At 67.0% G+C, this 13,431-nt stretch carries 15 protein-coding genes and 1 pseudogene; 13 read left to right on the plus strand and 3 right to left on the minus strand.

What is annotated here, in order from left to right; genetic code table 11:
- The 12 genes and pseudogenes from VDQ18_RS18930 to VDQ18_RS18985 all read left to right on the plus strand — a co-directional run.
- Window positions 1-369: pseudogene (locus tag VDQ18_RS18930) on the plus strand (amino acid ABC transporter permease); the annotation flags it as partial.
- Window positions 370-372: 3 nt separating this feature from the next.
- Window positions 373-1,707, plus strand: a complete 1,335-nt coding sequence (locus tag VDQ18_RS18935; protein ID WP_323022462.1) for a glutamine synthetase family protein — start codon at window positions 373-375, stop codon at window positions 1,705-1,707.
- Window positions 1,708-1,714: 7 nt separating this feature from the next.
- Window positions 1,715-2,413 carry a type 1 glutamine amidotransferase gene (locus VDQ18_RS18940; protein WP_323022463.1) on the plus strand — a complete coding sequence of 233 codons (699 nt, stop codon included), beginning with the start codon at window positions 1,715-1,717 and terminating at the stop codon, window positions 2,411-2,413.
- A 22-nt stretch (window positions 2,414-2,435) separates the two neighbouring features.
- Window positions 2,436-3,797, plus strand: a complete 1,362-nt coding sequence (locus VDQ18_RS18945; RefSeq protein ID WP_323022464.1) for a glutamine synthetase family protein — start codon at window positions 2,436-2,438, stop codon at window positions 3,795-3,797.
- A gap of 147 nt (window positions 3,798-3,944) precedes the next feature.
- A complete protein-coding gene (ccmA, locus tag VDQ18_RS18950; protein WP_323022465.1) occupies window positions 3,945-4,562 on the plus strand; it encodes a heme ABC exporter ATP-binding protein CcmA in 618 nt (205 codons plus the stop codon).
- Window positions 4,559-5,215, plus strand: coding sequence for a heme exporter protein CcmB (ccmB, locus tag VDQ18_RS18955; RefSeq protein WP_323022466.1), 657 nt, complete (start codon window positions 4,559-4,561; stop codon window positions 5,213-5,215). The genes ccmA and ccmB overlap by 4 nt, the downstream gene beginning before the upstream one ends.
- Before the next feature lie 52 nt (window positions 5,216-5,267).
- Entirely contained in the window at window positions 5,268-6,002 is a 735-nt protein-coding gene (locus VDQ18_RS18960) for a heme ABC transporter permease (protein WP_323022467.1), read from the plus strand.
- Window positions 6,002-6,154 carry a heme exporter protein CcmD gene (gene ccmD / locus VDQ18_RS18965; RefSeq protein ID WP_323022468.1) on the plus strand — a complete coding sequence of 51 codons (153 nt, stop codon included), beginning with the start codon at window positions 6,002-6,004 and terminating at the stop codon, window positions 6,152-6,154. The genes VDQ18_RS18960 and ccmD overlap by 1 nt, the downstream gene beginning before the upstream one ends.
- Before the next feature lies 1 nt (window position 6,155).
- Window positions 6,156-6,698, plus strand: coding sequence for a DsbE family thiol:disulfide interchange protein (locus tag VDQ18_RS18970; RefSeq protein WP_323022469.1), 543 nt, complete (start codon window positions 6,156-6,158; stop codon window positions 6,696-6,698).
- A gap of 1 nt (window position 6,699) precedes the next feature.
- Window positions 6,700-7,353, plus strand: a complete 654-nt coding sequence (locus VDQ18_RS18975) for a DUF1638 domain-containing protein (protein WP_323022470.1) — start codon at window positions 6,700-6,702, stop codon at window positions 7,351-7,353.
- A gap of 73 nt (window positions 7,354-7,426) precedes the next feature.
- Window positions 7,427-8,587 carry an AI-2E family transporter gene (locus VDQ18_RS18980; RefSeq protein ID WP_323022471.1) on the plus strand — a complete coding sequence of 387 codons (1,161 nt, stop codon included), beginning with the start codon at window positions 7,427-7,429 and terminating at the stop codon, window positions 8,585-8,587.
- 101 nt (window positions 8,588-8,688) lie between these two features.
- On the plus strand, window positions 8,689-9,165 hold the full coding sequence (locus VDQ18_RS18985; RefSeq protein ID WP_323022472.1) for an REP-associated tyrosine transposase: 477 nt from the start codon (window positions 8,689-8,691) through the stop codon (window positions 9,163-9,165).
- A gap of 165 nt (window positions 9,166-9,330) precedes the next feature.
- Here VDQ18_RS18985 and lepA read toward each other — a convergent pair whose 3' ends face one another.
- From lepA to VDQ18_RS19000, 3 genes are all read right to left on the minus strand, one after another.
- Window positions 9,331-11,130: a translation elongation factor 4 gene (gene lepA / locus VDQ18_RS18990; protein ID WP_323022473.1), complete on the minus strand. Its 1,800-nt coding sequence runs from the start codon at window positions 11,128-11,130 to the stop codon at window positions 9,331-9,333.
- 62 nt (window positions 11,131-11,192) lie between these two features.
- On the minus strand, window positions 11,193-12,344 hold the full coding sequence (locus tag VDQ18_RS18995; protein ID WP_323022474.1) for a mandelate racemase/muconate lactonizing enzyme family protein: 1,152 nt from the start codon (window positions 12,342-12,344) through the stop codon (window positions 11,193-11,195).
- Window positions 12,345-12,439: 95 nt separating this feature from the next.
- Complete coding sequence (locus tag VDQ18_RS19000) at window positions 12,440-12,757, minus strand: GIY-YIG nuclease family protein (protein WP_323022475.1); 318 nt, start codon at window positions 12,755-12,757, stop codon at window positions 12,440-12,442.
- Window positions 12,758-12,857: 100 nt separating this feature from the next.
- On the opposite strand from VDQ18_RS19000, the gene VDQ18_RS19005 reads away from it, so the two are divergent.
- Window positions 12,858-13,355, plus strand: coding sequence for a DUF2239 family protein (locus tag VDQ18_RS19005; RefSeq protein ID WP_323022476.1), 498 nt, complete (start codon window positions 12,858-12,860; stop codon window positions 13,353-13,355).
- The last annotated feature ends 76 nt before the right edge of the window (window positions 13,356-13,431 follow it).

Below are 13,431 nucleotides of genomic sequence, written 5' to 3' on the forward strand. Positions count from 1 at the left end.
CTTGAGGCCGCGGATGCCTATGGCCTGACCGGCTTCGCCAAGTTCCGGCGGGTGGTCTGGCCCACCATGCTGCGCCTCGCCTGGCCCAGCTATACCAACGAGGCCATCTTCCTGTTGCACGCCACGACGCTGGTGTTCTTCTCGGCCTTTCCCGCCTGGCAGCAGATGGGCGACGCCCTCTACTACGCCAGTTACTTCGCCGCACAGACCTTCAACCCTTTCATCGCCTACCCTATCGTCGGACTCTATTTCATCCTGATGACCCTGGCAGTGATCGGCCTTTTCGGTGCGGTCAACCGGCGGCTCAACCGGCATCTCCCGCGCGCTGCGCGGGCCCGCTTCCGGTTCCGTCCGCAATATATCAGGTGAATCATGCGTGATTGGCTCCGCCATCACCCCGACGTCCGAACCATCCGTGTTGCCGCCGCCGACCTCAACGGTCAGGCACGGGGCAAACGCATCCCGGTGCGCTTCGCCGACAAGATCGTCGAGGAGGGCACGCGCTTTCCCTTCTCGGTCATGAACCTCGACATCTGGGGCGAGGATATCGAGGACAGCCCGCTGGTCTTCGACTCCGGCGATGCCGATGGCGTGCTGAAACCCACGGAACGCGGCTTCCTGCCGATGCCCTGGCTCGAGGCGCCGACCGCGCTGCTGCCGATCTGGATGTTCCACGAGGACGGCAGCCCCTTTGCCGGCGATCCCCGCCACGCGCTGGCCCGGGTGGTCGAGAAATTCCACGAGCGCGGCATGTTCCCGGTCTGCGCCACCGAACTCGAATTCTACCTGATCGACGATTCGGGCCGCGAGCTGCGCGTGCCGCCCTCGCCCCGCTCGGGCAAGCGCAGGCCCGGCGCCGATACGCTGGCGCTCAGGGCGCTCGACGCGTTCGACCGCTTCTTCACCGATCTCTATGATTGCTGCGAGGTTATGGACATCGACGCCGACACGGCGATTTCCGAGGCCGGGCCCGGCCAGTTCGAAGTCAACCTGCTTCATTCGGCCGATGTGCTGAAGATCGCCGACGATACCTGGTTCTTCAAGATGCTGGTCCGCGGCCTCGCCCGCCGCCACGGCTTTGCCGCCAGCTTCATGGCCAAACCCTACGAGGATTGGCCGGGCAACGGCATGCACATGCATTTCTCCGTCACCGACGGGGCGGGCAAGAACCTGTTCGACGACGGCACGCATGGCGGCTCGCCCCTGCTGCATCAGGCGGTCGCCGGGTGCCTCAAGGCGATGCCCGGCACCACGCTGCTGCTGGCGCCCCATTACAACAGCTACGACCGCTTCGAGCCCGGCGCGCATGCGCCGACCGGCATCGCCTGGGCCTATGAGAACCGCACGGCAGCGGTGCGCATCCCCTCGGGCAACCTCAAGGCACGGCGGATCGAACACCGCGTGGCGGGGGGCGACATCAACCCCTATCTGATGATGGCCGGTGTCCTGGGTGCCGCGCTCATCGGGATCGAGGACGGGCTCACCCCGCCCGCGCCCATTAGCGGCAATGCCTATGAACTCGATCTTCCGCAGATGCCGACAACGTGGCAGGATGCGATCGACACATTCGAAAGCAGCCCCGAGATGAAGCGCATCTTCGCGCCGCAACTCATCGAGAACCTCATCCGTACCAAGCGTCAGGAACTTCGCTACATGGCGGAGATGACGCCGACGGAAGTGCTCGATCTCTATCTCGACACCGTTTGAGGAAACCATGAAGATCGGCATTCTGCAAACCGGCGACGCCCCCCAGGGGCTGGAATCCTACGGCACCTATCCCGACATGTTCGAGACTCTGCTGGCGGGACAAGGCTTCACCTTCGCCCGCTGGCGGGTCAACGGGATGGAGTTTCCCGCCTCGGTCACCGACTGCGACGGCTGGCTGATCACCGGCTCGCGCCATGGCGTCTACGAGGATCACCCGTTCATCAAGCCGCTGGAGCAGTTCATCCGCGACGCCATCGCCCGTGACATCCCGGTGGCGGGCATCTGCTTTGGCCATCAGATCATGGCCCGGGCCCTGGGCGGCACGGTCGAGAAATACCAGGGCGGCTGGGCCGTCGGCCCGACCGAGTACGATTTCGGCGGCGAGACGGTCAAGCTGAACGCCTGGCATCAGGACCAGGTGACGGCGCTTCCGCCCGGTGCCCGGGTCGTGGCCACCTCGCCCTTCTGCCAATACGCAGGGCTGGCCTATGGCAAGACCGGCTATTCGGTGCAGCCCCATCCCGAATTCGGCGATGGCTTCGTCGGCGAACTGATCGATGCGCGCGGGCGCGGGGTGGTGCCCGACCCGCTCCTTGACGCGGCGCGGGCCCGTCTGGGCGCGGGACCCGACAGCGCCGTCATCGCCCGTCAGCTCAGCGACTTTTTCAAGGCCGCCCATGCGGAGCGGCAACAGACCGTCAAATGACGGATTTCCACAGGACTGACCCATGACCAACTGGACCACCAAGATTCCCGAGGCGGCCCGTGATTTCCTCGCCGGGCGCCGCCTGGACGAGATCGAATGCATCCTGCCCGATATCGCCGGCGTGGCGCGGGGCAAGGCGATGCCCGCCTTCAAATTCGACAAGCAGACGCATTTCTATCTGCCGACCTCGATCTTCCTGCAGACCATCACCGGCGAATGGGCCAATGCCCCGGGCGGCGAGGATGAGTACAAGGAACCGGACATGACGCTGGTGCCGGATTTCTCGACCGCCACCGCCGCGCCCTGGACCGCCGATATCACGCTGCAGATCATCCATGACGCGATGACCCAGACCGGGGCCCCGGTGCCGACCGCACCGAGGAACGTGCTGAAACGCGTGCTCGACCTCTATGCGGCCGAGGGCTGGAAGCCCGTGGTCGCGCCCGAGATGGAATTCTATTTCGTCGAGCGCAACACCGATCCCAACATGCCGATCAGCCCGCCGATGGGCCGCTCGGGCCGCAAGGCGGCGGCGAAACAGGCCTATTCGATGTCGGCGGTCGATGAATACGGCAAGGTCATCGACGACATCTACGATTACGCCGAGGCAATGGGGCTGGAGATCGACGGCATCCTGCAGGAAGGCGGCGCCGGTCAGGTCGAGATCAACCTCGCCCATGGCAACCCGGTCGATCTGGCCGACCACATCTTCTTCTTCAAGCGGATGATCCGCGAGGCGGCGCTGCGCCACGATTGCTTTGCCACCTTCATGGCAAAGCCCATCGAGGGCGAGCCGGGCTCGGCCATGCATATCCATCATTCGGTGGTGGACCTGAAGACCGGCAAGAACATCTTCTCGGCCGAGGATGGCAGCGAGACGCCGGCCTTCCTGCATTTCATTGCCGGGATGCAGAACCACCTGCCCGCCGCGGTGGCTCTGCTCGCGCCCTATGTGAACTCGTACCGCCGCTACGTCCCCGACTTCGCCGCCCCCATCAACCTGGAATGGGGCCGCGACAACCGCACCACCGGGCTGCGCGTGCCGATCTCAGGCCCCGAGGCGCGGCGGGTCGAGAACCGGCTGGCCGGGATGGATTGCAACCCCTATCTCGGGATCGCGGCTTCGCTCGCCTGCGGCTATCTGGGGCTCAAGGAGAAGCTCGATCCCCGGCCGGAATGCCGGATCAACGCCTATATGGGCGAGGACGAGCTGCCGCTGACGCTCGGCGACGCCATCGACCTGCTGGTCGAGGACACGGCGATGACCGAGGTGCTGGGGCCGGAGTTCGTGGCGCTCTATGCCTCGGTCAAGCGCGACGAATACAAGGAATTCCAGCAGGTCATCTCGCCCTGGGAGCGGGAGCATCTGCTGCTCAACGTCTGACAGTGGCGGGGGTTGCCGCCCCCGCACCCCCGCTTCAAGGGGGGAGCACGCTCCCCCCTTGAAAATCCCCCGTGCGTATTTGGGGCAGAATGAAGCAGGGGCGCGGTTTGGCTTGGCGGGGTCAGGCGCTTCGGCTATGCGGGTTTCATGGAATTGCGCGTAACGGATCTGGCCTGCGCCCGGGGCGGGCTGCCCTTGATCGAGGGGCTGAGCTTTGCCGTCGCAAGCGGCGAGGCGCTGGTGTTGCGCGGGCCGAACGGGTCGGGGAAAACCACGCTGCTGAGGACGCTGGCCGGGTTGCAGCCGGCGCTGAAAGGCGAGATTTCCTGCCCGCCCGAAGAGATGGCCTATGCCGCCCATGCCGACGGGCTGAAATCCACCCTCACCGTGGCCGAGAACCTCAGTTTCTGGGCGGCGATCCATGGGCAGAGGGACATCGCCGGGGCGCTGGAGTCCATGAACCTCAGGGATCTGGCCGAGCGGCAGGCGCAGCATCTTTCGGCCGGGCAGAAGCGGCGGCTGGGGCTGGCGCGGCTTCTGGTGACCGGGCGCTGGCTCTGGGTGCTGGACGAGCCGACGGTGTCGCTGGACGCGGCTTCGGTCGCGCTCTTCGCGGGCGTGGTGCGCGATCATCTGGCCGCGGGCGGGGCGGCGCTGCTGGCCACGCATATCGACCTCGGCCTGCCCGAGGCAAGGGTGCTGGACCTCGCGCCCTATAGGGCCGAGCTGCCGCCGGACCTCGGTTTCGATGAGGCCTTCCTGTGATCGCGCTCCTGATCCGTGACCTGAGGCTGGCGATCCGGGCCGGCGGCGGCTTCGGGCTGGGGCTGGGGTTCTTCCTGATCCTTGCCGTGCTGGTGCCGCTGGGCGTCGGCCCCGATACCGGGACGCTGGCGCTGATCGCGCCCGGCATCCTCTGGGTGGGCGCGCTGCTCGCGTGCCTCCTGTCGCTGGACCGGCTGTTCGCGCTGGATCATGAGGACGGCTCGCTCGACCTGCTGGCGACCTCGCCCATCCCGCTGGAGGGGGTGGTCGCGGTGAAGGCGCTGGCCCATTGGCTGACGACCGGCCTGCCCTTGGCGCTGGCCGCGCCGGTGCTGGGCATCCTGCTGAACCTGCCGGGGCCCGCCTTCGCCCCGCTGGTCCTGTCCCTGCTGCTGGGCACCCCGGCCTTGAGCGTCATCGGCGCTTTCGGCGCGGCGCTGACCGTCGGACTGAAGCGCGGCGGGCTCCTCATGTCTCTGCTGGTGCTGCCGCTTTACGTCCCCACCCTGGTCTTCGGCGCCCAGGCAGTGAGCCGGGCGGCACAGGGGCTCGACGGCTCGACCGCGCTGCTGCTGACCGCCGGGATCACCGCCGGATCCGCGGCCCTGCTACCCTTCGCCGCAGCCTTCGCGCTGCGCATCAATCTGCGCTAGGATCACGCCCGTGTGGCTTGAGCCCCGCCCCCGGACACATTAGGAAACCTGCATGGCATCGCTCTGGGAATACGCCAATCCGGTCAAGTTCATGCGGCTCTCGGGCTGGCTGATGCCCGTGAGCGCGCTGCTCGCGGCCGGGCTGATCGCCACCGGGCTGGTCTGGGGCTTTTTCTTCACCGAGGCCGATTACCGCCAGGGTGCCACGGTCAAGATCATCTTCCTGCATGTCCCCGCCGCACTGATGGCGATCAATGCCTGGGCCATGATGCTCATCGCCTCGCTGATCTGGCTGGTCCGGCGCCACCATGTCAGCGCGCTGGCCGCCAAGGCCGCCGGTCCCATCGGCGCCACCATGACGCTGATCGCGCTGATCACCGGCGCCATCTGGGGCCAGCCGATGTGGGGCACGTGGTGGGAATGGGACCCGAGGCTGACCTCGTTCCTGATCCTGTTCCTCTTCTACCTCGGCTATATCGCGCTCTGGTCCGCGATCGAGGACGCCGACACCGCCGCCGACCTCACCGCCATCCTCTGTCTGGTCGGCTCGGTCTTTGCCGCGCTCTCGCGCTATGCCGCGCTCTTCTGGAACCAGGGCCTGCATCAGGGGGCCTCGCTCAGCGTGGCGCCCGGGACGCGGATGGACTGGGCCTACAAGGCGCCGCTCTATCTGTGCATGGCGGGCTTCGGCCTGCTGTTTCTGGCGCTGGTCCTGGCCGGGACGCGGACCGAGATCCGCGCCCGCCGCGCCCGCGCCCTCATGACCCGTGAAAGGGCCCGCGCCTGATGCCCGACCTTGGCCCCTATGCCGCCGAAGTGACGCTCGCCTATGCCGTATCGCTGGGCCTGATCGCGGCGCTGATCCTGTGGAGCTGGGCCCGCGCGCGCCGTGTCAGGCGCGAGCTGGCCGCCCTCGAAACCCGAACGACCCGAGGCTGAGATGAAGATCAACCCCCTCCTGCTGCTGCCGCCCGTCCTCCTGGCCGGTTTCGTCGCCTTCGTCGCCGTCGGCAATTTCCGCGAGGACCGCAACGACCTGCCCTCGGCCCGGGCCGGGCATCAGGCCCCGGCGGTGGAACTGGCGCAGCTGGAAGAGCTGCCGCTCTTCACCGACGACATGCTGCGCACCGGCGAAGTGACGCTGGTCAATTTCTGGGCCTCGTGGTGCCCGCCCTGCCGGGCCGAGGCGCCGGTGGTCGAGGGGCTGGCCCATGAGGGGCTGACGGTGCTGGGCGTGAACTACCGTGACGAACCCGACCGGGCGATGGATTTCCTCGATGAACTGGGCAATCCCTATGCCGCGATCGGCGCCGATCCCCGGGCCCGTATGGGCCTCGACTGGGGCGTTGTCGGCCTGCCCGAGACCTTCGTCGTCGATGGCGAGGGCAATATCCTCATGCGCCACGCCGGTCCCCTGACGGATGAGGTCGTGGAACAGCGCCTGCGCCCGGTGATCGAGCGCGCGCAAGGCCGGGCCAGCTGAGATGGAGCGCCCCTCGGACCGCGATCTGACGACCGAGGGGATGGAAGCGCCGCGCGAGGGGCGCCTGCTGGCCCTGGCCTGCGGGGCGCTCGCGCATGAGATCTTGGCGATCAAGGCGGCCAATGGCTGGGACCATCTGGACCTGCATTGCCTGCCCGCCAACCTGCACCTCTGGCCCGACCGGATCCCCGATGCGGTCGAGGCGGCGGTCGAGAAATACCGCGATGCCTACGACCAGATCCTGGTGGTCTATGCCGATTGCGGCACCGGCGGCCTGCTGCAGGCCCGCTGCGCGGCGTTGGGCGTACCGATGGTCGAAGGCCCGCATTGCTATTCCTTCTTCGCCGGCAACGCCGATTTCGCCGCAAGGGCCGAGACGGAATTCACCGCCTTCTACCTCACCGATTTTCTGGTCAAGCAATTCGAGGCCTTCGTCTGGCGGCCGATGGGCTTTGACCGCCACCCCGAGCTGATCGCCATGATGTTCGGCAATTACGAAAAGCTGGTCTATCTGGCGCAGCTCGATGACCCGGCGCTCGACGCCAAGGCCGCCGACTGCGCCGCCCGCCTCAACCTTGCCTATGAGCGCCGCCTGACCGGCTATGGCGACCTCGTTCCGGCGCTGGCGGCGCTGGCGGACCGCACGGGGCGGTGATCGGCGGACCTCGGCCATTGTAACCCGGGTCGGGGCGTCCTAGTCTTGGCCAAACCCCCTTTTTCTGGCACCGATGACCCCGCACGAGATCGAACACGCCGCCGCCGAGCCGCAACCCGCCAACCGCCTGTCGCTGGTCGATCGTTACCGGCTGCAGACCTGGTTCCTGGGGATCATCGCCTTTTCGATGATCCTGTTCCTGCTGGTGCAGGCGCGGTTCATCCTGATCTCGCTGGTCATCGCCATCATCCTCTTCTCGCTGACGGCGGATGCGATCACCGCCTTCTCGCGGCTCAGGATCGGGTCGTGGAAGATCACCAACTGGCTGGCCTCGGTCGGGGCCTTCGCCATGATCGCGGTGATCCTGCTGACCCTCACGGGCATCATCATCAGCCAGATCAACACGGTGGTGACGACGACGCTGGGCTATACCGACCAGGCCATCGCCGCCATGGCGCGGCTCGCCGCCTGGATCTCGCCCGAGGCCGAGCAGATGGTGGAAACCTCGATCCGCTCGATCCAGGTCTCGACCTATATCAGCACGCTGGCGGGCCAGGCCTCGAACCTGCTGTCGGCAACGACGCTGGTCATCCTCTTCGTCGGTTTCCTTTTCGCCGAGCGGCTTTGGTTCAACACCAAGCTGGAGAACCTGCTGCACGACAAGGCCCAGGCCAAGCGCGTCGGCCGCATCATCCATTCCATCGTCCGGCGGGTGAACCATTACCTCTTGGTGAAGACCGGCGTCTCGCTGGCCACTGCGCTGGCGGTCTATCTGCTGATGGAGGGGTTCCGCCTCGATTTCGCCGGACCCATGGCGATCCTGACCTTCGTTCTGAACTACATCCCCTCGGTGGGCTCGATCATCGCCACGATCCTGCTGGGTCTGGTGGCGCTGATCCAGGTGACGGAACCGGCGACGGCGCTTCTGGTGTTCGTGCTGGCGGGGATGATCCAGTTCGTTCTGGGCTCGGTCATCGACCCGATGCTGATGGGCCGGGCGCTCAGGGTCTCGTCCTTCGGCATCATCATCTCGCTGGCCTTCTGGGGCGCGCTCTGGGGCATCGCCGGGATGTTCCTGGCCGTGCCGATCATGGTCGCGGCGATGATCGTCTGCTCGCATATCCCCGCCGCAAGGCCGGTGGCGGTGCTGCTGTCCCGCGAGGGCCTGCCCGAGATCGAGGAAGCGGGAACCGTGCCGGACGAGGGCGAGCCGATCCGCCGCGCGGCAGAGTGACGTTGGGTGCGTGCTCGCCCGCACCGATCCTGCCGGAGGTGCGTGCAAGCACGCACCCTACGTTAACCCTTCTCTCACCGGTTTTCGCGCTGATAGGGGGCATGTCCTCGTATCTCCGCCCCCGCGTTCCCGGTGCCACGATCTTCTTCACCGTCCGCCTCGATCAACCGGGCAGCGCGCTGCTGACGGATGAGGTCGAGCGCCTGCGCCAGGCGGTCGCCGTGACCCAGCGCGAACGCCCCTTCACCATCGACGCCTTCGTGGTGCTGCCGGACCATCTGCATTGCGTCTGGACGCTGCCCGAGGGGGATTGCGAGTATTCGGAGCGGTGGCGGTTGATCAAATCCCGCTTCTCGATGGGATTGTCACCGGGCCCTCGGCGGCATTCGCACCTTGCCCGGAACGAGAGGGCGATCTGGCAACGCCGCTTCTGGGAACACCATATCCGCGACGGGGCGGATTATCGGGCGCATGTCGAGTATTGCAGGATCAATCCTGTCAAGCACGGCCTCGCCGCATCGCCCGAGGACTGGCCGTTCTCCTCGGTCCACCGCGACCGCCGCCTCGGCCTCCTGTAGGGTGCGTGCTTGCACGCACCTTCGGTGCGGATTCGGGCTGGGGAACGGTGCGTGCAAGCACGCACCCTACGGAGCGCGCACCGCCATCGCTCTCACCTCACCGGGTGCGGCCGCGGGTTTCCGACGAAACCCGCTTACCCTCACCCGCCATGACGAAGGACAGCCTCAGCTGTCCATCTTCAACGCCGAGATGAACGCCGACTGCGGGATCTCCACTTTCCCGAACTGGCGCATCTTCTTCTTGCCGGCCTTCTGCTTGTCCAGAAGCTTGCGCTTGCGGGTGGCGTCACCGCCGTAGCATTTGGCCGTCACGTCCTTGCGCATCGCCGACAGCGTCTCGCGGGCGATCACCCGGCCGCCGATGGCCGCCTGGATCGGGATCTTGAACATGTGGCGCGGGATCAGGTCCTTGAGCTTCTCCACCATCGCCCGGCCGCGCATCTCGGCCCGGTCGCGGTGGACCATCATGGACAAGGCATCGACCGGCTCGTCATTGACCAGGATCGACATCTTGACCAGGTAATCCTCGGCATAGCCGGTCAGCTGGTAGTCGAAGCTGGCATAGCCCTTGGTGATCGACTTCAGCCGGTCGTAGAAGTCGAAGACCACCTCGTTCAGCGGCAGGTCGTATTCCACCATCGCCCGGTTGCCGGCATAGGTCAGGTTCAACTGAACCCCGCGGCGGTCCTGGCACAGCTTCAGCACGTCGCCGAGGTAATCGTCGGGCACCATGATGGTGGCCTTGATCCGCGGCTCCTCGATATGGTCGACATGGGTCAGGTCGGGCATGTCGGCAGGGTTGTGCAATTCCTGCATAGTGCCGTCGCGCATGAAGATCTTGTAGACCACCGACGGCGCCGTGGTGATCAGGTCGAGGTCGTATTCGCGTTCCAGCCGGTCGCGGATCACCTCGAGATGCAAAAGCCCGAGGAAGCCGCAGCGGAAGCCGAAGCCCAGCGCGGCCGAGGTCTCCATCTCGCTGCTGAAGCTGGCGTCGTTGAGCTGCAGCTTCTCGATGGCGTCGCGCAAATCCTCGAAATCATTGGCATCGACCGGGAAGAGGCCGCAGAAGACCACCGGCTGGGCGGGCTTGAAGCCGGGCAGCGGGGCTTCGCAGCCCTTTTTCTCGGTGGTGATCGTGTCGCCGACGCGGGTGTCGCGGACCTGCTTGATCGAGCCGGTCCAGATGCCGATCTCGCCCGGGCCGAGTTCCTCGATATCGACCATCTGCGGCTTCAGCACCGCCAGCTTGTCGACCCCGTAGATCGCGCCGGTCTGCATCATCTTGATCCGGTCGCCCTTGCGGATCACGCCATCCATCACGCGGATCATGACGACCACGCCCAGATAGGGGTCGTACCAGCTGTCGACCAGCATCGCCTTCAGGGGCGCATTGCGGTCGCCCTTGGGCGGCGGCAGACGGGTGACGATGGCTTCCAGCACCTCGGGGATGCCGAGGCCGGATTTGGCCGAGATCAGCACCGCGTCATGGGCGTCAAGGCCGATCACATCCTCGATCTGTTCCTTCACCCGCTCGGGCTCGGCCGCCGGAAGGTCGATCTTGTTCAGGACCGGCACGATCTCGTGGCCCGCGTCGATCGCCTGATAGACGTTGGCCAGCGTCTGCGCCTCGACGCCCTGCGAGGCATCGACAACCAGAAGCGAGCCCTCGACCGCGCGCATCGAGCGCGAGACTTCATAGGCGAAGTCGACGTGGCCGGGCGTATCGATCAGGTTCAGCACATAGGTCTTGCCGTCCTTGGCCGGGTATTCGATGCGGACGGTGTTGGCCTTGATGGTGATGCCGCGCTCGCGCTCGATATCCATCGAGTCGAGGATCTGCTCCTTCATGTCGCGTTGCGCCACGGTGCCGGTCAGCTGGATCAGCCGGTCGGCAAGCGTGGATTTGCCGTGGTCGATATGCGCCACGATGGAGAAGTTGCGGATTCTGTCGAGCTCGGTCATGGCGGGCATATGAGCAGGTTTCGGGGAGCCGTCAATGCTTGGTTTGCAGGCCTGCGCCGGGGTCAGAGGCGCGCGTCGAGCGTCGCATGGTAAAGCCGGGCATAGGCCGTGGCCTCGGCCGCGTCCGAGCTTTGCCAATCGGCGCGGGACAGCCAGTCGGGATGGGGTTCCGTCCCCCAGCCGGGCAGGTCGGGGACGCTGAGCTGCCCCGCCTCGACCCGGAACGGGTCGGTGGTGAAGAGGCCCCGTTGCCAGGGGTAGTAATCCGCCCCCTCGATCGAGAATTCGAGGTATTTGCCCGCATTCGGGATGGCCCGCATCAGATGCATCGTCGCCAGCGTCACCAGCCCCAGATTGGCGGCATGGGGCGTGACCGGCAGCCCCTCGGCCGCCGCGAGGCGCGCCACATGCAGGGTCTTCGCCAGCCCGCCCAGATAGAGGATATCGGGCTGCACGACATCGACCGCCCGATCGCGAATCATGCGGGCGAAGGTGGTGACCTCGACCTCCTGCTCACCGCCCGCCACGTCGATGTCCAGCGCCTCGGACACGGCGGCGGTGGCGTCGAGGTCCCACCACGGCACCGGCTCCTCGTAATGGCTGATGCCGTGATCCTCCAGCATGCGGCCGACGGCGATGGCGCGGGGCACGGAGAAGCCGGAATTGGCGTCGACCAGCCGCTCGATGCCGGGCAGCGCCCGGGTGACGGCGGGGATGATCGCCTCGGTCCGGCCCTCCCATTGGTCGCGGTCCTCGCCCATCTCGGCGGCGATGCGGAACTTGGCGGCGGTGAAACCCTGCTCGGCGCAGATCCGCTTCAGGCGCTCAGCCTCCTCGTCGGCGGTCAGGTCGCGGCGCATGGAACTGGCATAGGCGCGCACCGGCCCGGCGCTGCCGCCGATCAGCGCCGCCACCGGCTTGCCCGCCCGCCGCCCGGCCATGTCCCACAGCGCCGTGTCGAGCCCCGCCAGCGCCCGGTTGCGATAGGAGCCGGGGAATTTGTGCTCCGCCCGTTCGATCCGGGCGACCAGCGCGGCGATGTCGGCCGAATCCTGGCCCAGGGCCCAGGGGGTGATCTGCCGCTGGAAGACCCGGGCGGTGAGATCGGCGTTATAGGTCGCGGTCTGGCCCCAGCCGATGGCGCCATCCTCGGCCGTCGCCTTGACGAAGCAGACGAATTCGTCGTGGAAAGTCTCGAGGCGGATCAGGCGCATGGGCGGGTCCCGGCTGTTTCGGGTCAGACTAGCCGCGCCCTGCCCCGCCGTCCATGGCGGCGTAGGATGGGCAATATTGCCCATCCTACCGGGCGCTAGAGCGGCAGGCCGCCGGTCTGCTCCAGCCAGAAGGCCAGGCGTTCCTTCAGGATCCGGGGCTGGCTCAGCGCCTCGGTCTCGGGGTCGAGGCGTTCGAGGATCTCGAACCGGTAGCCCGCCGCCGACGCTTCCTGCAGCCCGGCATTGGGATGGGCGCCCTGCCCCAGCGTGAACCGCAGCCGGTTCTCGACCGTGTCGAGCCGGGGCGCGGCGGCGATCCAGAGATGTCCGCCCGCGTGGAGGGCATAGATCCCGGCTTGCGGTCTGGCCTCGCGATAGGACGAGACGGCGGCTTTACGGTCCTGACGGTTCATGACGCGACTCCTTTGGAGCGGCTGATAGCAGAGCTCCGCGCCCCGCGCAATATTACCCGGGTAATATTGACAAGCGATCCGGACTGGTGTTCATGGCGCCATGGAACAGGATGATGCATGCACCGCCTTTCTGGGGCTCGAGACCGTGGCCGAGGGGCCTCTGGCGCAGGTCGCGCCCGTGGCACTGGCCAAGGGGGCGCTGGTCTTCGATGACCGGACCGGGCGGGTCGTCGACCTTGACCCGCGCGACTGGGTCGCGCCGCCCCCGCCCCGGCGCGGACGGCCGAAGCTGGGGGTGGTGGCGCGGGAGGTCACGCTGCTGAAACGGCACTGGGATTGGCTCGGATCGCAACCGGGCGGCGCCTCGGCGACGATCCGGCGGCTGGTCGAGGCGGCGCGCGCGGCCGAGGGCGGCGCGGCCGAACGGCGGGACGCCTGCTGGCGGGCGATGAACGCCTTAGCGGGGGATCTGCCGGGGTTCGAGGAGGCCAGCCGGGCGCTGTATGCGGGCGATCTGGAAGCCTTCGCGGCGCGGGTCGAGGACTGGCCTGAAGGGATCCGGGGTTATGTGCGGCGGATGGCGGGGGTGGGTGCGTAGGCGGTCGGGGCACGGTGCGTGCGAGCACGCACCCTACGGGTGTTGTCGAGTACGGGCCCGGACGCGCCGCCCACCC

This window comes from Pararhodobacter sp., assembly GCF_034676075.1.
GTDB lineage: Bacteria > Pseudomonadota > Alphaproteobacteria > Rhodobacterales > Rhodobacteraceae > Pararhodobacter.

What these genes read in the sequence shown, in the direction of transcription:
- VDQ18_RS18935 (WP_323022462.1), top strand. Translation starts at nt 373, where the DNA reads ATGCGTGATTGGCTCCGCCATCACCCCGACGTCCGAACCATCCGTGTT.
- VDQ18_RS18940 (WP_323022463.1), top strand. Translation starts at nt 1,715, where the DNA reads ATGAAGATCGGCATTCTGCAAACCGGCGACGCCCCCCAGGGGCTGGAA.
- VDQ18_RS18945 (WP_323022464.1), top strand. Translation starts at nt 2,436, where the DNA reads ATGACCAACTGGACCACCAAGATTCCCGAGGCGGCCCGTGATTTCCTC.
- ccmA (WP_323022465.1), top strand. Translation starts at nt 3,945, where the DNA reads ATGGAATTGCGCGTAACGGATCTGGCCTGCGCCCGGGGCGGGCTGCCC.
- VDQ18_RS18960 (WP_323022467.1), top strand. Translation starts at nt 5,268, where the DNA reads ATGGCATCGCTCTGGGAATACGCCAATCCGGTCAAGTTCATGCGGCTC.
- ccmD (WP_323022468.1), top strand. Translation starts at nt 6,002, where the DNA reads ATGCCCGACCTTGGCCCCTATGCCGCCGAAGTGACGCTCGCCTATGCC.
- VDQ18_RS18970 (WP_323022469.1), top strand. Translation starts at nt 6,156, where the DNA reads ATGAAGATCAACCCCCTCCTGCTGCTGCCGCCCGTCCTCCTGGCCGGT.
- VDQ18_RS18975 (WP_323022470.1), top strand. Translation starts at nt 6,700, where the DNA reads ATGGAGCGCCCCTCGGACCGCGATCTGACGACCGAGGGGATGGAAGCG.
- VDQ18_RS18980 (WP_323022471.1), top strand. Translation starts at nt 7,427, where the DNA reads ATGACCCCGCACGAGATCGAACACGCCGCCGCCGAGCCGCAACCCGCC.
- VDQ18_RS18985 (WP_323022472.1), top strand. Translation starts at nt 8,689, where the DNA reads ATGTCCTCGTATCTCCGCCCCCGCGTTCCCGGTGCCACGATCTTCTTC.
- lepA (WP_323022473.1), bottom strand. Translation starts at nt 11,130, where the DNA reads ATGACCGAGCTCGACAGAATCCGCAACTTCTCCATCGTGGCGCATATC.
- VDQ18_RS18995 (WP_323022474.1), bottom strand. Translation starts at nt 12,344, where the DNA reads ATGCGCCTGATCCGCCTCGAGACTTTCCACGACGAATTCGTCTGCTTC.
- VDQ18_RS19000 (WP_323022475.1), bottom strand. Translation starts at nt 12,757, where the DNA reads ATGAACCGTCAGGACCGTAAAGCCGCCGTCTCGTCCTATCGCGAGGCC.
- VDQ18_RS19005 (WP_323022476.1), top strand. Translation starts at nt 12,858, where the DNA reads ATGGAACAGGATGATGCATGCACCGCCTTTCTGGGGCTCGAGACCGTG.